22 protein-coding genes are annotated in these 25,927 nt (G+C 65.1%); 2 read left to right on the forward strand and 20 right to left on the reverse strand.

Annotated elements, in window-relative coordinates; all coding sequences use genetic code 11:
• Positions 1–168 precede the first annotated feature (168 nt).
• Positions 169–2,256, forward strand: a complete 2,088-nt coding sequence (gene ppk1 / locus LPA45_RS11250) for a polyphosphate kinase 1 (RefSeq protein ID WP_233528287.1) — start codon at positions 169–171, stop codon at positions 2,254–2,256.
• Positions 2,257–2,328: 72 nt separating this feature from the next.
• Here the strand turns inward: ppk1 and phoR are convergent, their stop codons facing one another.
• The 11 genes from phoR to LPA45_RS11305 form a co-directional block, all read right to left on the reverse strand.
• Positions 2,329–3,693 (reverse strand): phosphate regulon sensor histidine kinase PhoR, encoded by a 1,365-nt coding sequence (phoR, locus tag LPA45_RS11255; protein ID WP_116321997.1) that lies wholly within the window; start codon positions 3,691–3,693, stop codon positions 2,329–2,331.
• A gap of 136 nt (positions 3,694–3,829) precedes the next feature.
• On the reverse strand, positions 3,830–4,537 hold the full coding sequence (phoB, locus tag LPA45_RS11260; RefSeq protein WP_116321996.1) for a phosphate regulon transcriptional regulator PhoB: 708 nt from the start codon (positions 4,535–4,537) through the stop codon (positions 3,830–3,832).
• Between the two features lie 27 nt (positions 4,538–4,564).
• Complete coding sequence (phoU, locus tag LPA45_RS11265) at positions 4,565–5,269, reverse strand: phosphate signaling complex protein PhoU (RefSeq protein ID WP_116321995.1); 705 nt, start codon at positions 5,267–5,269, stop codon at positions 4,565–4,567.
• Between the two features lie 58 nt (positions 5,270–5,327).
• On the reverse strand, positions 5,328–6,116 hold the full coding sequence (gene pstB / locus LPA45_RS11270) for a phosphate ABC transporter ATP-binding protein PstB (RefSeq protein ID WP_116321994.1): 789 nt from the start codon (positions 6,114–6,116) through the stop codon (positions 5,328–5,330).
• Between the two features lie 66 nt (positions 6,117–6,182).
• Entirely contained in the window at positions 6,183–7,088 is a 906-nt protein-coding gene (gene pstA / locus LPA45_RS11275) for a phosphate ABC transporter permease PstA (RefSeq protein ID WP_116321993.1), read from the reverse strand.
• Positions 7,085–8,053, reverse strand: coding sequence for a phosphate ABC transporter permease PstC (pstC, locus tag LPA45_RS11280; protein WP_116321992.1), 969 nt, complete (start codon positions 8,051–8,053; stop codon positions 7,085–7,087). Before pstC ends, pstA begins: the two co-directional genes overlap by 4 nt.
• Positions 8,054–8,171: 118 nt before the next feature.
• On the reverse strand, positions 8,172–9,203 hold the full coding sequence (gene pstS, locus LPA45_RS11285) for a phosphate ABC transporter substrate-binding protein PstS (protein ID WP_116321991.1): 1,032 nt from the start codon (positions 9,201–9,203) through the stop codon (positions 8,172–8,174).
• Between the two features lie 231 nt (positions 9,204–9,434).
• Positions 9,435–10,778 carry a phosphoglucosamine mutase gene (gene glmM, locus LPA45_RS11290; RefSeq protein WP_116321990.1) on the reverse strand — a complete coding sequence of 448 codons (1,344 nt, stop codon included), beginning with the start codon at positions 10,776–10,778 and terminating at the stop codon, positions 9,435–9,437.
• Between the two features lie 77 nt (positions 10,779–10,855).
• Positions 10,856–11,731 carry a dihydropteroate synthase gene (gene folP, locus LPA45_RS11295; protein WP_116321989.1) on the reverse strand — a complete coding sequence of 292 codons (876 nt, stop codon included), beginning with the start codon at positions 11,729–11,731 and terminating at the stop codon, positions 10,856–10,858.
• Between the two features lie 132 nt (positions 11,732–11,863).
• Positions 11,864–13,747, reverse strand: a complete 1,884-nt coding sequence (gene ftsH / locus LPA45_RS11300) for an ATP-dependent zinc metalloprotease FtsH (RefSeq protein ID WP_029046380.1) — start codon at positions 13,745–13,747, stop codon at positions 11,864–11,866.
• Between the two features lie 151 nt (positions 13,748–13,898).
• Positions 13,899–14,564, reverse strand: a complete 666-nt coding sequence (locus tag LPA45_RS11305) for an RlmE family RNA methyltransferase (protein ID WP_116321988.1) — start codon at positions 14,562–14,564, stop codon at positions 13,899–13,901.
• Between the two features lie 198 nt (positions 14,565–14,762).
• On the opposite strand from LPA45_RS11305, the gene LPA45_RS11310 reads away from it, so the two are divergent.
• Positions 14,763–15,269, forward strand: a complete 507-nt coding sequence (locus LPA45_RS11310; protein ID WP_116321987.1) for a YhbY family RNA-binding protein — start codon at positions 14,763–14,765, stop codon at positions 15,267–15,269.
• A gap of 61 nt (positions 15,270–15,330) precedes the next feature.
• Here LPA45_RS11310 and LPA45_RS11315 read toward each other — a convergent pair whose 3' ends face one another.
• From LPA45_RS11315 to LPA45_RS11355, 9 genes are all read right to left on the reverse strand, one after another.
• Positions 15,331–15,834 (reverse strand): DUF4149 domain-containing protein, encoded by a 504-nt coding sequence (locus LPA45_RS11315; protein ID WP_116321986.1) that lies wholly within the window; start codon positions 15,832–15,834, stop codon positions 15,331–15,333.
• Between the two features lie 6 nt (positions 15,835–15,840).
• Positions 15,841–16,317, reverse strand: a complete 477-nt coding sequence (gene greA, locus LPA45_RS11320) for a transcription elongation factor GreA (protein ID WP_116321985.1) — start codon at positions 16,315–16,317, stop codon at positions 15,841–15,843.
• A gap of 266 nt (positions 16,318–16,583) precedes the next feature.
• Positions 16,584–19,832: a carbamoyl-phosphate synthase large subunit gene (carB, locus tag LPA45_RS11325; RefSeq protein ID WP_116321984.1), complete on the reverse strand. Its 3,249-nt coding sequence runs from the start codon at positions 19,830–19,832 to the stop codon at positions 16,584–16,586.
• 100 nt (positions 19,833–19,932) lie between these two features.
• Complete coding sequence (gene leuE / locus LPA45_RS11330) at positions 19,933–20,604, reverse strand: leucine efflux protein LeuE (protein WP_317925691.1); 672 nt, start codon at positions 20,602–20,604, stop codon at positions 19,933–19,935.
• 37 nt (positions 20,605–20,641) lie between these two features.
• On the reverse strand, positions 20,642–21,778 hold the full coding sequence (gene carA / locus LPA45_RS11335; protein ID WP_116321982.1) for a glutamine-hydrolyzing carbamoyl-phosphate synthase small subunit: 1,137 nt from the start codon (positions 21,776–21,778) through the stop codon (positions 20,642–20,644).
• A gap of 346 nt (positions 21,779–22,124) precedes the next feature.
• A complete protein-coding gene (locus tag LPA45_RS11340; RefSeq protein ID WP_317920366.1) occupies positions 22,125–22,535 on the reverse strand; it encodes a RidA family protein in 411 nt (136 codons plus the stop codon).
• A 59-nt stretch (positions 22,536–22,594) separates the two neighbouring features.
• Positions 22,595–23,020 carry a thioesterase family protein gene (locus LPA45_RS11345; protein WP_116321981.1) on the reverse strand — a complete coding sequence of 142 codons (426 nt, stop codon included), beginning with the start codon at positions 23,018–23,020 and terminating at the stop codon, positions 22,595–22,597.
• Positions 23,017–24,699 carry an AMP-binding protein gene (locus LPA45_RS11350; protein ID WP_317920363.1) on the reverse strand — a complete coding sequence of 561 codons (1,683 nt, stop codon included), beginning with the start codon at positions 24,697–24,699 and terminating at the stop codon, positions 23,017–23,019. The genes LPA45_RS11345 and LPA45_RS11350 overlap by 4 nt, the downstream gene beginning before the upstream one ends.
• Before the next feature lie 48 nt (positions 24,700–24,747).
• A complete protein-coding gene (locus LPA45_RS11355) occupies positions 24,748–25,917 on the reverse strand; it encodes an acyl-CoA dehydrogenase family protein (RefSeq protein ID WP_116321979.1) in 1,170 nt (389 codons plus the stop codon).
• Between the last annotated feature and the right edge of the window lie 10 nt (positions 25,918–25,927).

The raw sequence follows: 25,927 nt of genomic DNA on the forward strand, positions 1-25,927 counted from the left end.
TGGATGTTGCGTGGCTCGGCCGGGGCACTGCCGGGTGCCCCGGTGCCGGCGCTCGCGCCCCGGAAAAATATGTCCTTGTCATGTCATCCTCATGACAAAATCAAACTGTCATGAAAGTGACACGATTCTATGGAAAAGTCGCCACATTACCAAAAGAAGGTCATGACCATGTCGACGACACCGTCCAGCACGCTGCTCAATCGCGAGCTGGGCATTCTGGAATTCAATGCCCGCGTGCTGGCGCAAGCCGCGGACCCCAAGGTACCGCTTCTGGAGCGCCTGAAGTTTATCTGCATCGTGTCCAGCAACCTGGACGAGTTCTTTGAAATCCGCATGGCGGGCCTGAAGGAACAGATGCGCGACAACGCGTCGGGGCTGACGCCGGACGGACTGTCCTTCCAGCAGGCTTACCAGCTTGTCACCGAGCGCACGCAGCGGCTTGTTGCTTCGCAGTATGACATGCTGCAGAACACCATTTTTCCACTTCTTGAAAAAGAAGGTGTCTTTTTCCACCTGACCACGACCTGGACCGACGCGCAGCGCGAATGGGCGCGCGAGTTCTTCCAGCGCGAGCTGGCACCGGTGCTGACGCCGATCGCGCTGGACCCCGCCCACCCCTTCCCGCGCGTGCTCAACAAGAGCCTGAATTTCGTGGTGGAACTGTCCGGCAAGGATGCCTTCGGCCGCGAGGCCGATCTCGCCATCGTGCAGGCGCCGCGCGCGCTGCCGCGCGTGGTGAAGATGCCGGAGAAGCTGTCGGGCTACCCGTTCGGCTTCGTGATGCTGTCGTCGTTCATGCAGGGCTTCGTGCACGAGCTGTTCCCGGCGATCGCGGTGCACGGCTGCTACCAGTTCCGTGTCACGCGCAACTCCGACCTGTTCGTTTCCGAAGACGAAATCACCGACCTGCGCGAAGCGCTGCAGGGCGAACTGCCGACGCGCCATTTCGGCGACACGGTGCGGCTGGAGGTGTCCTCCGATACCCCGATGCCGCTGGCGCGCCGGCTGCTGCTGGAGTCGGGCCTGAGCGAGCAGGACCTGTACCGTGTCTCCGGCCCGGTGAACCTGGTGCGGCTGATGCAGATCCCCGACATGGTCGATCGCCCCGCCCTCAAGTACCCGCCTTATGTGCCGGCACCCGTGAAGGCCTTCGCCAGCGGCATGTCGATGTTCGACGTGATGCGCCAGCAGGACGTGCTGCTGCACCACCCGTACGAGAGCTTCAGCTCGGTGCTCGACCTGCTGCAGCTGGCGGCCGCGGATCCCAACGTGGTCGCGATCAAGCAGACCGTCTACCGCACCGGCAACGAGTCGCTGGTGATGGAAGCGCTGATGACCGCCGCGCGCAACGGCAAGGAAGTCACCGTGGTGGTGGAACTGCTCGCGCGCTTCGACGAAGAGACCAACATCAACTGGGCCGAGCGGCTGGAATCGGCCGGTGCGCACGTGATCTACGGCGTGGTCGGCCACAAGTGCCACGCCAAGATGCTGCTGATCGTGCGGCGCGAGCCGACCGGCCCCAAGGCCAAGCAGGTCAAGCTGCGCCGCTATGCGCATCTGGGCACGGGCAACTACCATCCGCGCACCGCGCGCCTCTATACCGACTTCGGGCTGCTGACCGCCGATGAGGCGATCTGCGAAGACGTCCACCACGTGTTCCAGCTGCTGACCGGCACCGCCGGCACGATCCGGCTGAACCACCTGTGGCAGTCGCCGTTCACCATGCAGACCAACCTGGTCGAGCATATCCGCGCCGAAGCCCGCAACGCGCGCGCCGGCAAGCCGGCCCGGATCATCGCCAAGATGAATGCCCTGCTGGAGGCGTCGATCATCGACGAGCTCTACAAGGCCTCGCGCGCGGGGGTGAAGATCGACCTGATCGTACGCGGCGTCTGCGCGCTGATGCCGGGCGTGCCGGGCATGTCCGAGAACATCTCGGTGCGTTCGGTCGTCGGGCGGTTCCTGGAACACCATCGCGTCTATTATTTCCGCGCGGGCGGCGAAGAGGTGCTGTACCTGTCCAGCGCCGACTGGATGGATCGCAACCTGTTCCGCCGCGTCGAGGTGGCCTTCCCCGTGCTGGACAAGGCGCTGAAGGCGCGCGTGATCAAGGAAAGCCTGCAGGTCCACCTGCGCGACAATGCTTCCGCGTGGATCATGCAGCCGGACGGCAACTACGTGCGCAAGCAGACGCGGTCCAAGCATCCGCGTGTCAGCCAGAACGACATGCTGGTGATGTTCGGCGGCAATCCGTGAATCCCTGCCGAAAAGCAACAAGCCCCGCCGCGGCGGGGCTTGTTGCTTTGGCGGACCGGTGAGGCAAACCGCTCAGGCGGCCCGGCGTGACGAATCCGGTGCCTGCGGCGATGCCGGCACGGCGGCGGACGCGTCGCTCAGGGTGCGCACGCTGCGCTCCAGCGGGAAGATGATGCGGAACACGCTGCCGCGCCCTTCCTCGCTGGTCACGCGCAGGTCGGCATGGTGGCGCGACAGCACGTGCTTGACGATGGCCAGGCCCAGTCCGGTGCCGCCAGTATCGCGCGAGCGGCTGCGGTCGACGCGATAGAAGCGCTCGGTCAGCCGCGGGATATGTTCGGCGCCGATGCCGAGGCCGGTATCGGCTACCGAGAAGACGGCATGGCCCTCTTCCCAGCCCAGTCGCAGCGAAATGCGCCCACCTTCCGGCGTGTAGCGCACTGCGTTGGACACCAGGTTGCCCAGCGCCGACAACAGCTCGGTCTCGGCGCCGCGGAATCCCACCGTGGGGTCGATCTCGGCCGCAATCTTGTGCCGGCCTTGCGACAGCGCCTCGGCATCATGCATCAGGTGCGCCACCATCGCCTGCACGGCCACCATGTCGTTGCCCGGCGGCTGCGCATCGCTCTCCAGCTTGGCCAGCGCCAGCAGGTCCTCGACGATGCTCTGCATGCGCATCGACTGCACCAGCATCATGTCGATATAGCGGCGGCGATCCTCTTCCGAAACCGGCAGGTCGCGCACGGTTTCCAGGAAACCGGTCAGCACCGTCAGCGGCGTCTTGAGCTCATGCGAGACGTTGGCGACGAAGTCGCGGCGCATCGATTCGGTGTTTTCCAGCTTGGTGATGTCCTGCGTGATCACCAGCTTGCGGTTGTCGCCATAGGGCAGTATCTGCACCGCGATCACGCTGTGCTTGTGCTCGCCCATGTCGCGCATCAGCAGCGGATCGTCGAAGCGCTGCCGCGTCAGGTAGTGCACGAATTCGGGCCGACGGATCAGGTGCGTGATGCGCTGGCGCACGTCGCGCCGCGCGTTCAGGCCGAAGTGCTGCTCGGCCACGTCGTTGCACCATTCGATCTGGTCGGCGTCGTCCAGCATCAGCACGCCGTTGGGCGAGGCCTGGATCGCCTGGATAAAGCGGGTGTGCTGCTGCTCAACCTGCAGTACCTGCGTGCGCCAGCGCTTGACCAGCCGGTGCAGCCGGTAATACACCTCGCCCCACAGGCCCACGGCGCTCGGGATCTCGCCGTAGACCGGCGCGTCCAGCACTTTCCACAGGCGGTTGATCTGGTAGAGGTAGAAGCAAAGCAGCCCGAGCAGCACGACGCACGAGAGTGCCAGCGCGGCGACCGGGCCAAAGGCCAGGTAGACGCCGGCGGACACCACCAGCAGGCTGATCAGGATGGCCACGGAGCGGGCCCAGATGACATTCATGCGCAGGGTTCAGGCTCTAGCGGCCATTGCGTGGCCGCACGGGTTGCGACGGAGTGTGCCACGGATTCGCCGCGCCCTGCCAGCAGCGTGGGTTGTAGCGCGGGGTGGAATGGCGCCGCCCCGCGCCGCCGGCCGTTCAGGCGCCGGGAGAGCGCGCGAGGCGGTAGCCGCTGCCGCGCACGGTTTCGATCATGTTGCTGTAGCCACCGGGGGTGAGCGCTGCGCGCAAACGCTTGATATGCACGTCGACGGTGCGCTCTTCAACAAAGACGTGGTCGCCCCAGACCTGGTCGAGCAGTTGCGAACGGCTGTGCACGCGCTCCGGATGCGTCATCAGGAAGTGCAGCAGGCGGAACTCGGTCGGCCCCAGGTCGAGCTTGATCGGGCCACTGTCGTCCTGGCCGGTAACGCGGTGCGTGGCCGGATCCAGCCGCAGGCCGTTGATGGCCACCACGTCGTCGGTCAGCTGTGGCGCACGGCGGCGCAGCACGGCCTTGATGCGGGCCAGCAATTCCTTGGGCGAAAACGGCTTGGTGACGTAGTCGTCGGCGCCGGCCTCCAGGCCCATCACCTTGTCCTGCTCCTCGCCGCGGGCGGTCAGCATGATGATCGGGATCTGGCGGGTGCGGTCGTTGGCCCGCAGCTCCTTGGCGAAGGTCGCGCCCGACTTGCCCGGGAGCATCCAGTCCAGCAGCACCAAGTCGGGCAGCACGTCGCTCATCAGCGACAGCGCCTGCTCGGCGTTATAGGCCCGGATCGGATAGTGCCCCGCGTGCTGCAGGTTGACGGCAATCAGTTCGGCGATCGCCGGTTCATCTTCGACAACGAGAATACTACTCGGCATGTGTATCGTTCTCCGCAATCAGCCCGCTCAACTCAGCGCCTCGCGCTCCATGTCCTCGCGCGAGACATGGCGGACATCCGTCCCCTTGACGATGTAGATAATAAACTCCGCGATATTCTTGGCGTGGTCGCCGATACGCTCCACCGCCTTGGCGATAAAGAGGAAATCCAGCGCGACCGAGATGGTACGCGGATCTTCCATCATGTAAGTGATCAGCTTGCGCACGAAACCGCGGAATTCCTCGTCGATGGCCTTGTCGTCCTTGACGATACGCGCCGCCGCCACGGTGTCCAGGCGGGCAAAGGCATCCAGCGCCTGGCGCAGCAGCGAGATCGCCATCTCGCCCGACAGCTTCACCTCGGCATAGTTGATGCTGTGCGCCGACGCGTCTTCCATGATGTGCTTGGTGCGCTTGGCGATCTTCTCGGCCTCGTCTCCGGCGCGTTCCAGGTTGGTGATGGTCTTGGAAATGGCCATCACCAGGCGCAGGTCGCGCGCGGTCGGCTGGCGCCGGGCGATGATGTTGCCGCAATCGGCATCGATCTCGACTTCCAGCGCGTTGAGCTGCTGTTCGCGCGTGATGACCTGGTCGGCCAGGTCGGCGTCGAAGTCGGCAAGCGCGCGCATGGCAACTTCGATCTGCGACTCGACCAGCCCGCCCATCTGCAGCAGCTTGGTATTGATCGCATTGAGGTCGGCGTCGAACTGGGTCGACAGGTGCTTGTCAGTCATGGGTTTCTCCTGGCTGCTATGGGTATGCTAGTCCCTGCCCTGCTTTTCAGTCCTGGCATCAACCGAAACGGCCGGTGATGTAGTCTTCCGTTTCCTTGCGGTGCGGCTTGATGAAGATCTTCTCGGTCTCGCCAAACTCGATCAGCTCGCCCAGGTACATGTAGGCGGTGTAGTCCGAGCAGCGCGCGGCCTGCTGCATGTTGTGGGTCACGATCACCACGGTGTACTCGTCCTTCAGCTCGGCGATCAGCTCTTCGATGCGGCCGGTGGAAATCGGGTCCAGCGCCGAGCACGGCTCGTCGAGCAGCAGCACTTCCGGGCGGATGGCGATGCCGCGCGCGATGCACAGGCGCTGCTGCTGGCCGCCGGACAGGCCGTAGCCCGACTGGTGCAGCTTGTCCTTGGCCTCGTTCCACAGCGCCGCCTTGGTCAGCGCCCATTCCACGCGGTCGTCCATTTCCGAGCGCGACAGCTTCTCAAACAGGCGCACGCCGAAGGCGATGTTGTCGTAGATGGACATCGGGAACGGCGTCGGCTTCTGGAACACCATGCCGACCTTGGCGCGCAGCAGCGCGATGTCCTGCTTGGCGGTCAGCAGGTTTTCGCCGTCCATGTTGATCTCGCCCTCGGCCCGCTGCTCGGGGTAGAGCGCGTACATCTTGTTGAACGTACGCAGCAGCGTCGACTTGCCGCAGCCCGACGGGCCGATAAAGGCGGTGACCTTGCGGTCGGGGATCGACATGTTGATGTTCTTCAGCGCATGGAACTGGCTGTAGTAGAAGTTCAGGTTGCGCACGTCGATCTTGGCGCGTACCGAATCAGGAATGTCGATGACGGTGGAGGTCATTGCGTTCTCTCGCTTGCAGTCAGCTTGCAGTCTTCAGGGCGGAACGTGGGATTGTCGTCCCGCCGCTTATCTCTTCTTGAACAGGATGCGCGCCAGGATATTCAGGGCCAGCACGCCGATCGTAATCAGGAACACGCCCGCCCAGGCCAGTTGCTGCCATTCGGTGAATGGGCTCATGGCGAAGCGGAAGATGGTCACCGGCAGGTTGGCCATCGGCTTGTTCAGGTCGGAGGTCCAGAACTGGTTGGACAGCGCGGTGAACAGCAGCGGCGCGGTTTCACCGGCGATACGCGCGACCGCCAGCAATACGCCCGTCACAATGCCGGCGTACGATGACTTCACCGTAATCGACAGCACCATCTTCCACTTGGGCGTGCCCAGGGCGAAGGCCGCTTCACGCAGCGCGTTGGGCACCAGGTTCAGCATGTTTTCGGTGGTGCGCACCACGATCGGGATCTGCAGCAGCGCCAGCGCGCAGATGCCGGCCCAGCCCGAGAAGTGGCCCATGCGGGTCACCACCAGCGCGTAGACAAAGAGGCCGATCACGATCGACGGCGCCGACAGCAGGATGTCGTTGATGAAGCGGATGAAGCTGGCCAGCGGCGAGCTCTTGCCGTATTCAGCCAGGTAGATGCCGGCCAGGATGCCCAGCGGCGTGCCGAACAGCGTGGCCATGCCCACCATCACGAAGCTGCCGAAGATGGCATTGGCGAGGCCGCCGCCAGCGGTGTTGGGCGCCGGGGTCATCTGCGTGAACAGGTCCAGCGACAGGCCGCCGACGCCCAGCGTGACGGTGGTCCACAGGATCCACGCCAGCCAGAACAGGCCGAAGGCCATGGCGACCAGCGAGGCGGTCAGTGCATAGAGGTTGGTGCGACGCCGGCGCGCCTGCAGCCGGGCGCGCACGGCGTCGGCGTCGGGACGGACGGCGGGGATCGATACAGACGACACGGCTTGGCTCGCGTGGCTCATTTGGTTCCCTCATTCTTTGCCAGTCGCAGCAGCAACAGCTTGGACAGCGCCAGCACCACGAAGGTGATGAAGAACAGGATCAGGCCCAGCTCCATCAGCGCAGCGGTGTGCAGGCCGGCGCCGGCTTCGGCGAACTCGTTGGCCAGCGCCGAGGTGATGCTGTTGCCCGGCGAGAACAGCGACGCGCTGTCCAGCAGGTTGGTATTGCCGATCACGAAGGTGACGGCCATGGTCTCGCCCAGCGCACGGCCCAGGCCCAGCATCACGCCGCCGATGACGCCGGCGCGGGTGTAGGGCAGCACCACGTTCCACATCACTTCCCAGGTGGTGCAGCCCACGCCGTAGGCGGATTCCTTGAGCAGCACCGGGGTGACTTCGAACACGTCGCGCATCACCGAGGCGATGTACGGGATGATCATGATCGCCAGGATCACGCCCGCGCACAGCAGGCCGATGCCCAGCGGCGCGCCCTGGAACAGCTTGCCGATCACCGGCAGCTGGCCCACCGTGGCGGCCAGCGGCTTCTGGAAATATTCGCCGAAGATCGGCGCGAACACGAGCAGGCCCCACATGCCATACACGATCGACGGCACCGCGGCCAGCAGTTCGATGGCGGTGCCGAGCGGGCGGCGCAGCCAGGCGGGTGACAGCTCGGTCAGGAACAGTGCGATGCCGAAGCTCACCGGCACCGCGATGATCAGCGCGATCAGCGAGGTCACGATGGTGCCGTAGATGGGCACCAGCGCGCCGTAGACATCGGCGGGTGGATCCCACTCCGCGGTCCACAGGAAGCGCGCGCCAAAGGTCTGGATCGAGGGCCAGGCGCTGATCGCCAGCGAGACGATGATGCCGCCCAGCAGCAGCAGCGTCACGATGGCGGCGCCGCGCGTGAGGCCGCCGAACAGGATGTCGCCGAGCCGGCTTGGAGGCTGCACGCCGCGGGTGTCGGAGGGGATGGTCGCCATGTCGGAGAATTCAGGTTGGATCGCCGCTCCCGCCTGGGCGGGAGCGCGGTGTCCGGGCGAGAGTCAGGCCGCCCGGACACCGGCCCCGCGCTCGCACGGGGCCGGCGATGCCGTCAGATCAGTACAGCGCCTTGCCCGAGGCGTCCTTGACGATGGTCTTCCAGGTCGTGCGGATCTGGTTGACGACGTTTTCCGGCAGCGGTACGTAGTCCAGGTCGGCAGCCATGCCGGTGCCATTCTTGTAGGCCCAGTCGAAGAACTTCAGCACTTCGGCACCCTGCGCCGGCTTGTCCTGGTTCTTGTGGACCAGGATGAAGGTGGCGCCGGCGATCGGCCATGCATCCTTGCCCGGCTGGTTGGTCAGGATCTGGTAGTAGCTCTTGCTCCAGTCCGCGCCGGCGGCGGCTGCCTTGAAGGCATCGTCGCCCGGCTTGACCACGGCACCCGACGCGTTCTTCATGTTCACGTGGGTCATCTTGTTCTGCTTGGCGTAGGCGTACTCGACGTAGCCGATGGCACCATTCAGGCGCTGCACGAAGGCGGCCACGCCCTCGTTGCCCTTGCCGCCGGTGCCGCCGCCCGGCCAGTTGACCGTGGTGCCCTCGCCGACCGAGCCCTTCCAGTCAGCGCTGACCTTGGACAGGTAGTTGGTGAAGATGAAGGTGGTGCCCGAGCCGTCGGCACGGCGCACCGGCAGGATGTCCTGGCTCGGCAGCTTGGCTTGCGGGTTCAGCGCCTTGATCGCGGGGTCGTCCCACTTCTTGATCTTGCCCAGGTAGATGTTGGCCAGCACCTCGCCGGTGATGGTCAGCTCGCCCGGCTTCACGCCTTGCAGATTGATCACCGGCACCACGCCGCCGATCACGGTCGGGAACTGGACCAGGCCCTGCTTGCTCAGTTCCTCGTCCTTCAGCGGCGCGTCAGAGGCGCCGAAATCGACCGTCTTGGCGCCGATCTGCTTGATGCCGCCCGACGAGCCGATGGATTGATAGTTGACCTTGTTGCCCGTTGCTTTGTTATATGCGTCGGCCCACTTGGAATAGACGGGCGCCGGGAAGGAAGCGCCTGCACCGGTAATTTCCGCCGCGAACGCAGTACCCGCTACGACCATCGAAACGATGCCTGCCACGGCAGTCTTGACCAGCTTCATATGTCCTCCAGAGAACATTGGTTGGGAATGACAAATTTTTGACAAGACGAACTCTAAGCTCCCTATATGACAATTCCATGACATCTTTGAATCTTCTTGAAACCCGCTGCCAGCCTGGGTTTCAAGGCGCCATCGAACTGTCACGCGGTCGCAATGTTACGGCAGTTAATTGCAAAACAGCATAAAAAAACGCCGGGATCAACCCGGCGTTTGCGCTTCAGGTGCGACGAATCAGGCGCTCAGCGCATCGGCCAGCGTCTTCGCGGCGCGTTCGGCCATCTCGGCCTGCTCGGCCTCCACCATCACCCTCACCACAGGCTCGGTGCCGGAGGCGCGGATCAGCACCCGGCCTCGGCCTTCAAGTGCCGGCTCGACCGCGGCGCGCGCGGCCTTCAGGCCGGCGTGCGACTGCCAGTCGAAACCTTTCTGCACGCGCACGTTGATCAGCGTCTGAGGGAACAGCGCGACACCTTCCAGCAGTTGTGCCAGCGTCTTGCCGCTGCGGCGCAGTGCGGCCAGCACCTGCAGCGCCGAGACAATGCCGTCACCGGTGCTGTGGCGATCGAGGCACAGCAGGTGGCCGGATCCCTCCCCGCCCAGTGTCCACTTGCGCTTGTTCAGCTCTTCCAGCACATAGCGGTCGCCAACCTTGGCGCGCACGAATTCAACGCCCTGGCGCTGCAGCGCCAGCTCCACCGCCATATTGGTCATCAACGTGCCCACCGCGCCCGGCACGACCTGGCCGTTGGCCTGCCGGTCGCGCACGATCAGATACAGCAGCTCGTCGCCGTTATATAGGCGGCCGTCGGCGTCCACCACCTGCAGCCGGTCCGCGTCGCCATCGAAGGCCAGGCCCAGGTCGGCACCGTTGGCCTTGACCGCCTCGATCAGCCTGGCGGGCGCGGTGGCGCCATAGCCTGCGTTGATATTGCGGCCGTCCGGCTGGTTGCCGATCGAGACCACGTCGGCACCCAGCTCGTGGAAGACGTGCGGCGCGATGTGGTAGGCGGCGCCATGGGCGCAATCGACCACCAGCTTCAGGCCGTGCAGGTCCTGCTCGTGCGGGAAGGTACTCTTGCAGAACTCGATGTAGCGGCCCGGTGCGTCGTTGATGCGGCGGGCGCGGCCAAGGTCGTCGGAGGGTGCGCACAGCATCGGCTCGTCGATGGCGGCCTCGATCTCGGCCTCGACCGCGTCAGGCAGCTTGTCACCGTCGGCGGAAAAGAACTTGATGCCGTTGTCATAGTACGGGTTGTGGCTGGCCGAGATCACCACGCCGGCCGACAGGCGCAGCGCGCGCGTCAGGTAGGCAATGCCCGGCGTAGGCAGCGGCCCGGTCAGCAGCACATGCACGCCGGCCGAAGTAAAGCCGGCTTCCAGTGCGGCTTCGAGCATATAGCCGGAAATGCGGGTGTCCTTGCCGATCAGCACGGTCGGACGGCCCTGCCCCGTCCTGGCGCCGTGCGCCAGCACCTTGCCGGCGGCATGGCCCAGGCGCATCACGAAGTCGGGGGTGATCGGCGCCTCGCCAACGCGCCCCCGGATGCCATCAGTCCCGAAATACTTGCGTGTCATTCGCTGTTCCCTTTCGTTCTGTTTGCGTTGCGCTGCCTGGCGCTCTGCGGCGCCTGGCTTGCGTAGACATTGGCGGCTCAGCCCGCCGCGACGGACTCGTTGCGCACGGCCCACCAGGTCTTCACCGCGTCCACGGTCTGTTCCACATCATGCACGCGTACGATAAACGCACCGCGCTCTACCGCACACACCGCGGCAGCAATACTGGCTGCAATTCGTTGCTGCGGTGGGCGGCCGCCCAGGATCGTGCCCAGCGTGGACTTGCGCGAGATCCCCGCCAGTACCGGCAGCCCTTCGACCGCCACCCGCGGCAACTGGCCGAGCAGGCGCAGATTATGATCCGGCGTCTTGCCGAAGCCAAACCCCGGATCGAGGGATATGCGCGCGTCATCGATGCCGGCGGCGCGCAGCACGGCAATGCGCTCGGCCAGGAAGTCCGCCACCTCGCCGACCACATCGTCATAGTGCGGGTCTTCCTGCATGGTCTGCGGATCGCGCTGCATGTGCATCACGCATAGCCCGGCCTGCCCCGCCTCCGGCGCCGCCAGTGCCTCCACCGCGCCCGGCATGCGGAAGCCCCAGATATCGTTGATGAGATCCGCGCCGGCCGCAAGCGCGGCGCGCATGACCTCGGGCTTGTAAGTGTCGATCGACAGCGGCTTGCCACAGTCGCGCAATGCCTCGACTACCGGGATCACGCGCGCCAACTCATCCTCGAGCGGCAATGCGGCCGAGCCCGGCCGGCTGGATTCGCCACCGATGTCGATGATGTCCACGCCCTCCGCGAGCATCTGCTCGGCGTGGCGCACGGCGGCATTGCGACTGGCGTGCTGGCCGCCGTCCGAGAAGGAGTCGGGCGTAACGTTGAGGATGCCCATCACGAGCGGGCGCTGGTCGAGCGCAAAGCGGAAGCGTCCGCACTGGAAATACCGGGTCTGTGGAGTTTGCTGCAAGGTCTGAATACTCAAGAAAGCGATGCGCGAACCCGGTCGCGCAAAAGGAAAAGCCGGTGCACCAGGCACCGGCTTCAGGGTCATGCACTTACAGCCAGCATGCAGGCGTCGTCAGTCTGACGAGCCGGGCAATCAGGCCGTGGCAGGCGCGTTCGTCGGCGCCACCGGCGAGCCGCCCGAAGGCGTGCTGCCACCACCGTTGGGGCCCGATGCGCTGCGCGGCGGGCGCGGAGGCTTGCCGGCCATGATGTCGTTAACCTGGTCGGCATCGATGGTTTCCCACTCCATCAGCGCGTTGGTCATGGCTTCGACCTTGTCGCGGTTATCTTCGAGCAGGCGCTTGGCCAGCGCGTATTGCTCGTCGATGATGCGGCGGATCTCGGCGTCGACCTTCTGCTGCGTGGCTTCCGACACGGTCTTGGAAGACAGCTTGCCGAACATGCCATCCTGCTCGGTGTCCACGTAGACCATGGCGCCAAGCGAATCGCTCATGCCGAAGCGGGTCACCATGTCGCGGGCGATCTTGGTGGCACGCTCGAAGTCGTTGGACGCCCCGGTGCTCATGGCGTTGAGGAAGACTTCTTCCGCCGCCCGGCCGCCGAAGAGGATCGCGACCTCTTCCAGCATGCTGTCCTTGTACTTCGAATACTTGTCATGCTCCGGCAGCTGCCAGGTCACGCCCAGCGCCCAGCCACGCGGCATGATGGTGACCTTGTGCACCGGGTCGGCCTTGGGCAGCAGCTTGGCAACCACCGCATGACCGGACTCGTGGTAAGCCGTGGCACGGCGCTCTTCCTCGCGCATGACCGTCGACTTGCGCTCCGGACCCATGTAGATCTTGTCCTTGGCGTCCTCGAAGTCCTGCATGTCGACCACGCGCTTGTTGCGGCGGGCGGCAAACAGGGCAGCTTCGTTGACCAGGTTGGCCAGGTCAGCGCCCGAGAAGCCCGGGGTACCACGCGCGATCACCGAGGCATCGACGTCGTTGCCGATCGGCACCTTGCGCATGTGGACCTTCAGGATCTGCTCGCGGCCGCGGATGTCCGGCAGGCCCACGTAGACCTGGCGGTCGAAACGACCCGGACGCAGCAGCGCCTTGTCCAGCACGTCGGCACGGTTGGTCGCGGCGATCACGATCACGCCCGAGTTGGCCTCGAAGCCGTCCATCTCGACCAGCATCTGGTTCAGGGTCTGCTCGCGCTCGTCGTTGCCGCCGCCCATGCCGGCGCCACGATGGCGGCCGACCGCGTCGATTTCATCGATGAACACGATGCAGGGTGCCTGCTTCTTGGCGTTCTCGAACATGTCGCGGACACGGGCCGCGCCCACGCCGACGAACATTTCAACGAAGTCCGAACCAGAGATGCTGAAGAACGGCACCTTGGCCTCGCCGGCAATGGCACGCGCCAGCAGCGTCTTGCCGGTACCCGGAGGGCCGACCAGCAGCACGCCACGCGGGATACGGCCGCCCAGCTTCTGGAACTTCTGCGGGTCCTTCAGGAAGTCGACCAGTTCGACCACTTCTTCCTTGGACTCGTCGCAGCCGGCCACGTCCTGGAACGTGACGGCGTTCTGGTTCTCGTCGATCAGGCGCGCGCGCGACTTGCCGAATGAGAATGCGCCGCCTTTCCCGCCGCCTTGCATCTGGCGCATCATGTAGAACCAGAACACGATGATCAGCAGGGTCGGTCCGAGGTAATACAGGGCCTGGACCAGCACGTTGGGTTCGTCATCCGCCTTGCCGGTCACCTGGACGCCATACTTCATCAGGTCGCCGACCATCCAGATGTCGCCCGGCGAGATGATGGTGTACTTGGCGCCTTCCTTCGGGGAGACCACCAGGTTGCGGCCCTGCACGTCGACACGCGACACCTTGCCGTTCTTGGCGTCATCCATGAACTGCGAATAGGTGACGCTGTCCTGCGCACGGGGCTTGTCGAACTGCTTGAAGACGGTAAACAAAACCAGCGCGATCACGAGCCAGATTGCCGCCTTTTGAAACAGGTTGTTATTCAAGGCCGAACTCCTTTGCAATTGCCTTGCCAACGGATAGCTGCATTGTAATGCAGCGCCCGCCCTCGGGGGGAAACAGCGAAACTATGACGCCGATAGCTGCGGGTGGGGCACTTTCGCCCTCTTATTTCGCCCTGGCCTCGATCGGGATCGATCAATCCACCGCCTTCAGGTAGCGCCCAAGGATAAAGGTTTCGGAAGATTTGTCGCGCGACGCCTTGGGCTTGCGCTTCGCGACCACTTTGAACTGCCGTTTGAACTTCTCCACGATCTGGCTGTAGCCGCTCCCGTGGAAACACTTTACCAGCAATGCGCCTTCCGGCTTCAGGTGGGCCTGAGCAAACTCAAGGGCCAGATCGCACAAGTACTCGATCCGCGCCGAATCGGCGGAGGCTACACCGGACAAATTGGGGGCCATGTCGGAGATAACAAGGTCGATTTTGTCACCGCCAGAGGCCTCCAGCACGACATCTTCGAGCTGGCGGAAGACTTCCTCCTCGCGGAAATCGCCCTGGATAAATGTGACGTCCGCGACAGACTCCATCGGCAGGATATCGATCGCCACCACCGCGCCGTCGATCTTTCCGTCCCTGGCCCGCGGTGAAGCCGCCAGCTTGTTGCGGGCGTACTGGCTCCAGCTGCCTGGCGCCGCCCCCAGGTCGACGATCACCTGGCCCGGATGGATCAGCTTGTCCTGCTCGTCAATTTCCTTGAGCTTGTATGCGGCGCGGGCACGATAGCCCTCCCGCTGCGCCATCTTCACGTAGGGGTCGTTGATGTGGTCGTGCAGCCACGAATGGTTAAACTTGTTCTTTGCCATGCCAGATCCAGCCTGTTGCCTGCCCAGGCACGCGGCCGATGCCACATGCGCAAGGTTTTTGTACTGTTTTGATGATTTTGCCGCCCGACAGTGCCGGATTGACGGATAATACGCGCCAATTCGCGCTCCGCCCGCCTGCCTTGCCGGCACCTGCCGGGCCTGCAGCGCACAAAACTCCAGCGCCAGTGGCGCCTACCTATGCCCGCACTACAACTGATTCCTGCCCAGCGTTCAGAACTGCGCTCCCGTGCCCATGCCCTGAACCCGGTCGTCATGGTTGGCGCCGAAGGCCTTACCGGCGCCGTGCTGGCCGAGATCGACCGCAGCCTGGCTGCGCACGACCTGATCAAGATCCGCGTGTTCGGCGACGACCGCGACGCCCGTATCGCAATCTACGAAGAAATCTGCGAAGCGCTGAGCGCCGCGCCGATCCAGCATATCGGCAAGCTGCTGGTGGTCTGGCGCCCGGGCGAAGCGCGCCTGAAGGAAAACCAGCCGGACAACCTGGGCCGCCATGCCCCGCCGGCCCGCCGCGGCGGCGCCGCGCCGCGCACGGTCACGGTCAAGAAACCCAGCGCCGCGCCGAATCGCCGCCCGACCCGCAAGGAAGTGACCGTACTGGGTAACGAGCGTGTCACCGCGGGCGGCAACGTCAAGCGCTCGCGCGCGCGGCCGACCAGCCAGAAGAAGAAAGCACTGGGCTGATTCGCCCATCCGGACATGCGGCCACCGCCCGGTGGCCGCCGGCCGCCCCCCCCCTGGGCCCCTACTCCCCCGCCGAACGTGGCGCCGAAGCGCGCCACACCAGCACCAGTGCCAGCAGGCTTTGCAGCAGGTAAAAAGCACTGGACACGCCGTGCAGCATGCCGAACTGCGACTTGTAAGGCGACTCCGAAACCCCCACTCCCAGCGCCAGCGCCTTGGCCTTCAGGCTGCCCATGAAGGGTTGCGTGCCGAAGTAGCCCACCAGCACGCAGCACAGCATGCCCAGCACCAGCCAGCGCAGTGCGCGGTAGCGGTTGGCGCCGCGCCGGATCATCACATTGCACAGCACCAGCTGCAGCACGCCGATGGTCACGCCTACGATGGCTTCGGTATGGAACAGGTGCCCGGCGATCATGCCGGCCATCTCACGGCTGGGCAGCACGGAAAACAAGGTCGGCGCCACCATGTAGCCGACCGTCCAGAGGCTGCCCGCCCAGACCACCGTCAGCAGCAGAAAGATGCGGTGCGGCAGCGGCGGCAGGCTGTTATAGGAGGAAGAGAACAAGCGGCCTCAGATATAGCGGACGGTAATGACTTCGTACTCGCGCTCACCGCCAGGGGCCAGCACGGTGGCGACGTCGCCCTCGAACTTGCCGATCAGCGCACGCGCGATCGGCGAGCTGACCGAGATCTTGCCGGTGTCGAGGTCGGCCTCGTCGTCGCCCACGATCTGGTAGCTGACCGGCTTGCCGGACTCCAGGTCTTCCAGGTCGACGGTCGCGCCAAAGACGATGCGGCCATCGGTGTCGAGCTGGGTCGGATCGATGACCTGGGCCGTGGACAGCTTCGACTCCACTTCGATGATGCGGCCTTCGATAAAGGCCTGCTTTTCCTTGGCGGCGTCGTATTCGGCGTTTTCAGAAAGGTCGCCCTGCGCACGCGCTTCGGAAATGGCAGTGATCACCGCCGGACGCTCGACAGCCTTGAGGCGCTGCAGCTCTTCCTTGAGCAGCTCGGCGCCACGCTTGGTAATTGGAATGGTGCTCATGTCTTCTTCAACAAAAAAATGAGCCGCAGCGGAGCTGGAGCCATCCCCGGCAATACACAGCCAGGGCACTTCCGCTCAACCGCGGCTTTCAGACAGGACCGAAGGGCCGCACACTGCTTGCACCGGTGCGCCAGGCCAATTCGATCGACGAATTTGACGTAGTTTAGGCCAGGAAGCCCGCCGGCATCAACACCGGCGGGCTTCCGGGCCCTGCCGACCCTTGACCGGACGCAAGCGCCCGGCGGGATGGCAATGTGCAGCGTGGCTTACGCCAGCGTGGCGTGCAGGCCTTGCAGGTCATAGACCTCGAGGCTCTGCATGTGCTTCAGGCCTTCCACCGCGGCGCTGGCGCCGGCGATGGTGGTGTAGTAAGGCACGCGGTTGGCCAGCGCCGAGGTACGGATCGAGCGCGAATCCGCGATCGCGCCGCGGGTCTCGTCCACCGTGGTGAACACCAGCGCCAGTTCGCCGTTCTTGATCATGTCAACAATGTGCGGACGGCCGTCCTTGACCTTGTTCACCACCTTGACCGGGATGCCGGCGGCTTCGATGGCCGAGGCGGTGCCGCGGGTGGCGACGATCGGGTAGCCCATGTCGTGCAGCATGCGGGCCACAGCAACGGCGCGCGGCTTGTCGCTGTCCTTTACGGTGATCAGCACGGTGCCCTTTTCCGGCAGGCGCGAACCCGCGGCCAGCTGGCTCTTGAACAGCGCTTCGCCGAAGGTCTTGCCCACGCCCATCACTTCGCCGGTGGAGCGCATTTCAGGTCCGAGGACCGGATCGACGCCCGGGAACTTGTTGAACGGGAACACTGCTTCCTTGACGCTGTAATACGGCGGCACCACCTCGTTGGTAATGCCCTGCTCGTCCAGCGACTGGCCGGCCATGCAACGCGCGGCGATCTTGGCCAGCTGCATGCCGGTGGCCTTCGACACGTAGGGCACGGTACGCGAGGCGCGCGGATTCACTTCCAGCACGTACACGGTGTCGACACCGTTGTTCTGCTGGATGGCGAACTGCACGTTCATCAGGCCGACCACGTTCAGCGCCTTGGCCATCGCGGCGGTCTGGCGCTTCAGTTCAGCCACGGTCTCGGCCGACAGCGAGTACGGCGGCAGCGAGCAGGCGGAGTCGCCCGAGTGCACGCCAGCCTGCTCGATGTGCTCCATCACGCCGCCGATGAACACGCGCTTGCCATCGCTCAGGGCGTCGACATCGCACTCGATGGCGTCATTCAGGAAGCGGTCCAGCAGCACCGGGGAGTCGTTCGACACCTTGACGGCCTCGCGCATGTAGCGCTCGAGGTCGCGCGGCTCGTGCACGATTTCCATGGCGCGGCCGCCCAGCACGTAAGAGGGGCGAACCACCAGCGGGTAGCCGATTTCCTCGGCCAGGCGCAGCGCTTCGTCCTCGGCACGCGCGGTGCGGTTGGGCGGCTGGCGCAGGCCCAGTTCCTGCAGCAGCTTCTGGAAGCGCTCGCGGTCTTCCGCGGCGTCGATCATGTCGGGGCTGGTGCCGATGATGGGCACGCCATTGGCTTCCAGGTCCAGCGCCAGCTTCAGCGGGGTCTGGCCGCCGTACTGCACGATCACGCCGACCGGCTTCTCGATCGCGACGATCTCCAGCACGTCTTCCAGCGTCACCGGCTCGAAGTACAGGCGGTCCGAGGTGTCATAGTCGGTCGACACGGTTTCCGGGTTGCAGTTGACCATGATGGTCTCGTACCCGTCTTCGCGCAGCGCCAGCGCGGCGTGCACGCAGCAGTAGTCGAACTCGATGCCCTGGCCGATCCGGTTCGGGCCGCCGCCCAGCACCATGATCTTCTTCTTGTCGGTCGGCTGCGCCTCGCACTCGCCATGCTCGGCCTCGTAGGTCGAGTACATGTAGGCGGTGTTGGTGGCGAACTCGGCCGCGCAGGTGTCCACGCGCTTGTAGACCGGGCGCACGTTCTGGGCGATGCGCGCCTCGCGCACGGCCTTGGCGTCGGTCTTCAGCAGCCTGGCCAGGCGGCGGTCGGAGAAGCCCTTTTGCTTCAGGAAGCGCAGCTCGGCGGCCGACAGGCTGTCCAGCGTGCGCGCCTTGACCAGGTTTTCGGTCTTGACGATGTCTTCGATCTGGGCCAGGAACCAGGGGTCGATGTCGGTCTCGGCATAGACCTCTTCCAGCGACATGCCCAGGCGGAACGCGTCGCCCACGTACCAGATGCGGTCCGGGCCGGCTTCGCCGATTTCCTCGACCACTTCATCACGGTTCGACGACTTCTCGTCCAGACCATCCACGCCGACTTCCAGGCCGCGCAGGGCCTTCTGGAACGATTCCTGGAAGGTACGGCCCATGGCCATCACCTCACCCACCGACTTCATCTGGGTAGTCAGGTGGCTGTCGGCCTGCGGGAATTTCTCGAACGCGAATCGCGGCACCTTGGTGACCACGTAGTCGATCGACGGCTCGAACGAGGCCGGGGTCGCGCCGCCGGTGATCTCGTTCTTCAGCTCGTCCAGCGTGTAGCCCACGGCCAGCTTGGCAGCGACCTTGGCGATCGGGAAGCCGGTGGCCTTGGAAGCCAGCGCCGACGAACGCGACACGCGCGGGTTCATCTCGATGACGATCATGCGACCGTCCTTCGGGTTGATCGAGAACTGCACGTTGGAGCCGCCGGTGTCGACACCGATCTCGCGCAGCACGGCCAGCGAGGCGTTGCGCAGGATCTGGTATTCCTTGTCGGTCAGGGTCTGTGCCGGAGCAACGGTGATCGAGTCGCCGGTGTGGATGCCCATCGGGTCCAGGTTCTCGATCGAGCAGATGATGATGCAGTTGTCCTGCTTGTCGCGGACCACTTCCATCTCATACTCTTTCCAGCCCAGCAGCGACTCTTCGATCAGCAACTCGCGCGTCGGCGACAGGTCCAGGCCGCGCTTGCAGATCTCTTCGAATTCTTCGCGGTTGTAAGCGATGCCGCCGCCGGTACCGCCCAGCGTGAACGACGGGCGGATCACGATCGGGTAGCCGCCGGAGCCGGTTTCCTGGGCGATGCGCGACTGCACGGCCATGGCTTCGTCCATCGAGTGGGCGATGCCCGACTTGGCCGAACCCAGACCGATCTTGGTCATGGCGTCCTTGAACTTCTGGCGGTCCTCGGCCTTGTCGATGGCTTCGGGCGACGCGCCGATCAGTTCGACCTTGTACTTGTCCAGCACGCCGTGGCGGTGCAGGTCCAGCGCGCAGTTCAGCGCGGTCTGGCCGCCCATGGTCGGCAGGATCGCGTCAGGACGCTCCTTCTCGATGATGCGCTCGACCACTTCCCAGGTGATCGGCTCGATGTAGGTCACATCGGCCGTGTTGGGATCGGTCATGATGGTCGCCGGGTTCGAGTTGACCAGGATGACCTTGAAGCCTTCTTCGCGCAGGGCCTTGCAGGCCTGGGCGCCGGAGTAGTCGAACTCGCACGCCTGGCCGATGATGATGGGGCCCGCGCCGATGATCAGGATGCTCTTGATGTCTGTGCGTTTTGGCATTGCACGCTCTCTTTATGGGCCGGCCCGCTTGCATGCGGGCCGCGCCGGTAATCAGGGAATCCGTGGGGATTCGAAAATGTCAGTTTGTCCGCCGCTGCGGCTAGTTCATGGTGGCCGTCGCCAGCTTGGCGCCGAAGCCGATGAACATCGCGCCCACCCCGCTCGACATGCCCGCCGACAGGCGCCGGCGGCGCCGGAATGCATCGGCCAGCTTGGCGCCCACGAAAATGATCGTGGTCAGGTAGGCAAAGCTGCACAACTGGGCGACCACACCCAGCACGGAGAACGACAGCACCGGATAGCCGAAGGCCGGATCAACGAACTGGATGAAGAACGAGATGAAGAACAGGATCGCCTTCGGGTTCAGCAGGCTGATCAGCAACGCCTTGCGGAACGGGTTGGACTGGTCCGACTTGCCAACGGGCACCGTGGCGGCGGCATCGCCGCGCGCGGCCCAGTTGCGCACCGCGCCGCGCAGCATGCTGAAGCCGATCCACGCCAGGTAGGCCGCGCCGATGTACTTCACCACGTAGAACAGCGCCGGGCTGGCCTTCAGCAGCGAGGCCACGCCCGCCGCCGACAGCACCATCAGCACGAAGTCGCCCAGGAACACCCCGCACGCGCCCTTGTAGCCGGCGCGCACGCCGCGCTGCGCCGCCACCGACAGCACATACATCGAGTTCGGCCCCGGCAGCAGCACGATAAAGATCGTGCCGAGCAGGTAGGTCCAGAAATCGGTGATGCCGAAGGCGGTTTGCATAAAGGCGTTCATGGGATGTCCCTTGGTCCAGCGCTTTCCCGGTGCGCGCTTACTTGCGCGCGTCCGTCATGTGCTGGATGAAGCGGTCGAACAGGTAAGCCACGTCGTTCGGGCCGGGCGAGGCTTCCGGGTGACCCTGGAAGCAGAACGCCGGCTTGTCGGTCAGCGCGAAGCCCTGCAGCGTGCCGTCGAACAGCGACACATGCGTCACGCGCGCGTTGGCGGGCAACGTGTCGGCATCGACCGCGAAACCGTGGTTCTGCGACGTGATCATCACACGGCCATCCTCCAGGTCCTTGACCGGGTGGTTGGCGCCGTGGTGGCCGGCCTTCATCTTCAGCGTCTTGGCGCCGACGGCCAGGGCCATGATCTGGTGGCCCAGGCAGATGCCGAAGGTCGGGATGCCGCGCTCGATGAACTCGCGCGTGGCGGTGATGGCGTAGTCGCACGGCTCCGGGTCGCCGGGGCCGTTGGACAGGAACACGCCGTCCGGATTCAGTGCCAGCGCGTCGGCGGCAGTCGCCTGTGCCGGCAGCACCGTCACCTTGCAGCCGCGCTCGGCCAGCATGCGCAGGATGTTGAACTTGACGCCGTAGTCATAGGCGACCACGTGGAACTGCGGCTTGTCCTGCTTGCCGTAGCCTTCGCCCAGCGCCCATTCGGACTGGGTCCACTCGTACGGTTCCTTGACCGAGACCACCTTGGCCAGGTCCATGCCGGCCAGGCCGGGGAACGAGCGGGCCAGGTCGATGGCCTTCTGCACGTTGTCCTCGCCAGCCAGGATGCAGCCGTTCTGGGCGCCCTTCTCGCGCAGGATGCGGGTCAGCTTGCGGGTATCGATGCCGGCGATCGCCACCACCTTTTCCTGCTTCAGGTAGTGCGCGAGGGTGTGTTCCTTGCGGAAATTGGAGGCCAGGATCGGCAGATCCTTGATGATCAGGCCGGCGGCATGGACTTTCGTGGCTTCGACATCCTCAGGATTGACACCGTAGTTGCCGATATGCGGGTACGTCAGCGTGACGATCTGCCGCGAATAGCTCGGGTCGGTGAGGATTTCCTGGTAACCGGTAATGGCGGTGTTGAACACCACTTCACCGATGGTATGGCCGGAAGCGCCAATGGAATAGCCACGAAAGACCGTGCCGTCTGCTAGCGCGAGAATGGCGGACGGAAAAGACGGTAACACGGGTAGGCTCCTGCTGGACTCACCCCGTGACCGACCAATCGACGCCTCGTGCCTCCCAGGCTGGATCCGTGACGTCGGCAGCGGCATTGCGCCGATGCGGTCGGATCCGGTCGCAACATGCTCCTTGCATCACATAAATTGTGGTTGGCAAAGGCGGCGCGGATGGGGGCGGCGGAAGGTGGAAAGCGGTTGGCGCTAGGGTGAAGGGTTCTGAAAGCGAAACTTTCGAATTATATCCCGCGCCACCCAATTTCTCAAGTTTTCAAGGACTTGCATCAACCGGGCGGCGCCTCGGGCAGCCGCGACAGCGGTGCCGGGGCGCCGGTCCGGTGGTGTGCCGCAGCCGTTACGCCTGCGGCGGCACAACCGCCGTGACCTCGATTTCGATCTTGGCGCGCGGCTCGACCAGGTCAGCCACTTCGACCGCGGTCATGGCCGGGAAGTGCCGGCCGATGATGGCGCGGTAATGTTCGCCGATCGCCCGATAGGCCGCGACGTATTCCGCCTTGTCCTTCACATACCAGGTCATCCGTGCGATATGTTCCGGCCGCGCGCCGCCGGCGGCCAGCACATCGACCACATTGCGCAGCGTTTGCGCCACCTGCATGCCGAAGTCATCGGTCTCGAACTCGCACTTGCCATTCCAGCCGATCTGGCCGCTGACAAAGATCAGGCGGCTGCCGGCATGCATTTCAGTCATCGTGCCGTTGGCGTAGCCACGCGGGGGCGCCCAGTCGGGCGGCTGCAGGATTTTCATGGTCATGTCCTGTTGCTCTCTGTATCAGTGGATTGAAAATTCAGTCATGGGTCGGGCGGTCACGCCGCGGTCACCAGATAGGCGGCCATGGCCTCACGCACCGCTTCTGGCAGCGGCTGCGGCGCGATCGAACCGGTGTCGACGCACACCAGCCGCTGCGTCACTTCCATGCGGGTATCGTCATGTGGGCCGGCAAAGCGGATCGCCAGCGTGAAGCTGGACTGTCCGAGCTTGAGCACGCGCAGCTCGCGCGTCAGCACCTCGCCGAGCCGGCTCGGCGCCAGGAAGCGGCACTCCAGCTCCGCGGTCGGCACGCCGGCCCGACCCTCGCCGTGCATGGCGTCGAAGGGCCAGCCCAGCGCCTCGCCGAACCAGTCTTCGATCAGGTCATTGAGCATCTCGAAATAGCGCGGGTAGAACACGATCCCGGCTGCATCGCAGTGCTTGAAACGCACCAGAACGGTGCTACGGAATACCGGGCTCATGATTTGCTCCCACCGTGGTTAGTGCCATCGCCCTGCTCCGCCATCTGGCGCAGCCGGAAGCGCTGCAGCTTGCCGGTCTCGGTGCGCGGCAGCGCCGGCACGAACTCGATGCGGCGAGGATACTTGTACGGCGCGATCTGGCGCTTGACGTAGTCCTGCAGTGCGGAGCGCGTGGCGTCGTCCGCCGGCACGCCTTCGCGCAACACCACGTAGGCCATGACCACCTGCCCGCGCCCGTCGTCGGGTGCGCCCACCACGCCGCATTCGGCCACGGACTCATGCTGCATCAGCGTGCTCTCCACCTCCGGGCCGGCGATGTTGTAGCCGGCCGAGATGATCATGTCGTCGGAGCGCGCCTGGTAAAAGTAATAGCCGTCTTCGTCGACCGTGAAGGTATCGCCCGGCAGGTTCCATCCGGCCTTGACGTAGTTGGCCTGGCGCGGGTCGTCCAGGTAGCGGCAGCCGGTGGGACCCTGCACCGCCAGCTTGCCGACCTGCCCCGGCGGCAGCGGCCGCATCTCGTCGTCGACAATCTGCGCGACATAGCCAGGCACCACCTTGCCGATGGCACCGGGCTTCACTTCGGCGCCGGCACTGGAGATAAAGATGTGCATCATTTCCGTGCCGCCGATGCCGTCGGTCATCTCGATGCCGGTGGCGGCTTTCCAGCTTTGGCGGGTAGCGTCGGGCAGTGCCTCGCCCGCGGACACGCTTTTCCGCAGGCTGGAAATGTCGAAGCGCGGTGCCAGCGTCGCCATCTGCCGGTAGAAGGTGGGCGCGGTGAAGACGATGGTGGCGCGGAAGTCGTGGATCAGTTCCAGCAGCGTCTCCGGCGTCAGCTTCTCCGCCAGCACCGTGCTGGCGCCGATGCGCAACGGGAAGCACAGCATGCCGCCCAGCCCGAAGGTGAAGGCGATCGGCGGCGTGCCGCAGAAGATATCGTCCGGCCCGGAGCGCAGCACGTGGCGCGGGAACAGGTCGCACATGGCCAGCACGTCGCGGTGGAAATGCACCGTACCCTTGGGCTGTCCGGTGGTGCCGCTGGTGAAGGCGATCAGGCAGATATCATCGCTGGCGGTGTCGCAGGCGTCGAAGCTGTCGGGCTTGCCCGCCATCGCGGCTTCGAGCGACCCCTCGCCGGTGCCGTTGAAATACATCGCGCGCGCCAGGCTAGGGCAATGGTGTTCGCCGCCGGCCCGCTGGTTGGCATCGAGGTCCTCGCGCAGCCGCGCATCGCAGAGCGCCGCGGTGACCTGCGCCTTGTCAACGATCTGCTTCAGTTCCTTGGCGCGCAGCAGCGGCATGCTCGGCACGGCGATCAGGCCGGCCTTGATGGTGGCGAGCCAGCTTGCCGCCATCATCAGGTTGTTGGGTCCGCGCAGCAGTACGCGGTTGCCGGGCACCAGCGCCATGTCCTCGACCAGCACGTGGGCGATGCGATTGACCAGCGCCGCCAGCTGCGCGTAGGTGACCGTCTCGATCTGGCCCGTCTGACCGTTGCGGTGGCGGATGGCGGCGCGCTCGCCGCGGCCTTCGCGCACATGGCGGTCGACCAGTTCCACCGCGCAATTCATCCGCGCCGGGTAGTCGGTATCGGCATTGAAGCGGAACACCGGCCACTGCTCGGGCGGCGGCAGGCGGTCGCGGGCGAAGGTATCGAGGTGGGCGGTGGTCGCCATGGCTTGTCTCCTGTCTGCTCTCGGTACGGCAGTTCCGGGGCTTATGGCTCAGGCCTTCCGGCCGGCCAGCGTCTCGCGGGCGATGATCAGCTTCTGCACTTCGGTGGCGCCTTCATAGATGCGCAGCGAGCGGATCTCGCGGTACAGGCTTTCGACCCGCGTGCCGACCTTGACGCCGAGGCCGCCGAACATCTGCACCGCACGGTCGATGACCTGCTGCGCATTCTCGGTGGCGACCATTTTCGCCATTGCCGCTTCGCGCGTGGTGCGCTCTTTTCTGACGTCCCGCTGCCAGGCCGCGCGATAGGTCAGCAGCGCGGCCGCGTCGATGGCCGTGGCCATGTCGCCGATGGCGGCCTGCGTCAGCTGCAGGTCGGCAAGCACGCCGCCGAACATCGGCCGCTCGCACGCACGCGCCAACGCATCGTCCAGCGCGGCACGGCCGAAGCCCAATGCCGCCGCGGCTACGGAGGCACGGAAGATGTCGAGCGTCATCATCGCCACCTTGAAGCCCTGCCCCGCTTCCCCTAGCCGGTTGCCAACCGGCACGCGGCAGTTGTCGAAGCGCAGCGTGGCCAGCGGATGCGGCGCGATCACGTCGATGCGCTCGGCGATGGTGAGGCCTGGCGTGTCGGCATCGACCACGAAGGCCGAGATGCCGCGCGCGCCGGGCGCTTCGCCGGTGCGCACGAACACGCAATAGAAATCGGCAATGCCGCCGTTGGAAATCCAGGTCTTGGCACCGTCGATCACATAGTGCTTGCCATCTTCGGACAGCCGCGCGCTGCATTGCATCGCCGCGACATCGGACCCGGCCTCGGGCTCGGACAGCGCAAAGGCGGCGATGGCTTCCCCGCGCGCCACGCGCGGCAGGTATTGCGCGCGCAGCGCATCGCTGCCGGCAATGGAGATCGCACCCGAGCCCAGCCCCTGCATCGCGAAGGCAAAGTCGGCCAGGCCGTCGTGACGCGCCAGCGTTTCGCGCAGCAAGCACAGCGAGCGCGAATCCAGCGCGGGCAGCGCGCCGCCGTGCGCTGCCGGCACGCAATAGCGCAGCCAGCCCGCCTCACCCAGCTGGCGCACCAACGCACGGCACGCGGCGTCGGTGTCGCTGTGGTCGACATGCAGGTGTTGCCCGCACCACGCGTCGAGCTCGCGCTCCAGCGTGCGGTGCGCGTCGTCGAACAGCGGCAAATCGAGATAGGTCTTGTCTGACATCGCGGCTCCC

Origin of the sequence: Cupriavidus sp. Agwp_2, assembly GCF_040784895.1 — a bacterium.
Lineage (GTDB): Bacteria > Pseudomonadota > Gammaproteobacteria > Burkholderiales > Burkholderiaceae > Cupriavidus.

Coding starts and splice junctions, on each gene's coding strand:
- phoR (WP_116321997.1), bottom strand. CDS start 3,693: ATGAATGTCATCTGGGCCCGCTCCGTGGCCATCCTGATCAGCCTGCTG.
- LPA45_RS11305 (WP_116321988.1), bottom strand. CDS start 14,564: ATGGCAAAGAACAAGTTTAACCATTCGTGGCTGCACGACCACATCAAC.
- ppk1 (WP_233528287.1), top strand. CDS start 169: ATGTCGACGACACCGTCCAGCACGCTGCTCAATCGCGAGCTGGGCATT.
- LPA45_RS11340 (WP_317920366.1), bottom strand. CDS start 22,535: ATGAAAATCCTGCAGCCGCCCGACTGGGCGCCCCCGCGTGGCTACGCC.
- glmM (WP_116321990.1), bottom strand. CDS start 10,778: ATGACACGCAAGTATTTCGGGACTGATGGCATCCGGGGGCGCGTTGGC.
- phoU (WP_116321995.1), bottom strand. CDS start 5,269: ATGACTGACAAGCACCTGTCGACCCAGTTCGACGCCGACCTCAATGCG.
- pstB (WP_116321994.1), bottom strand. CDS start 6,116: ATGACCTCCACCGTCATCGACATTCCTGATTCGGTACGCGCCAAGATC.
- LPA45_RS11345 (WP_116321981.1), bottom strand. CDS start 23,020: ATGAGCCCGGTATTCCGTAGCACCGTTCTGGTGCGTTTCAAGCACTGC.
- carB (WP_116321984.1), bottom strand. CDS start 19,832: ATGCCAAAACGCACAGACATCAAGAGCATCCTGATCATCGGCGCGGGC.
- phoB (WP_116321996.1), bottom strand. CDS start 4,537: ATGCCGAGTAGTATTCTCGTTGTCGAAGATGAACCGGCGATCGCCGAA.
- LPA45_RS11350 (WP_317920363.1), bottom strand. CDS start 24,699: ATGGCGACCACCGCCCACCTCGATACCTTCGCCCGCGACCGCCTGCCG.
- greA (WP_116321985.1), bottom strand. CDS start 16,317: ATGAGCACCATTCCAATTACCAAGCGTGGCGCCGAGCTGCTCAAGGAA.
- pstS (WP_116321991.1), bottom strand. CDS start 9,203: ATGAAGCTGGTCAAGACTGCCGTGGCAGGCATCGTTTCGATGGTCGTA.
- pstA (WP_116321993.1), bottom strand. CDS start 7,088: ATGAGCCACGCGAGCCAAGCCGTGTCGTCTGTATCGATCCCCGCCGTC.
- pstC (WP_116321992.1), bottom strand. CDS start 8,053: ATGGCGACCATCCCCTCCGACACCCGCGGCGTGCAGCCTCCAAGCCGG.
- LPA45_RS11355 (WP_116321979.1), bottom strand. CDS start 25,917: ATGTCAGACAAGACCTATCTCGATTTGCCGCTGTTCGACGACGCGCAC.
- leuE (WP_317925691.1), bottom strand. CDS start 20,604: ATGAACGCCTTTATGCAAACCGCCTTCGGCATCACCGATTTCTGGACC.
- LPA45_RS11310 (WP_116321987.1), top strand. CDS start 14,763: ATGCCCGCACTACAACTGATTCCTGCCCAGCGTTCAGAACTGCGCTCC.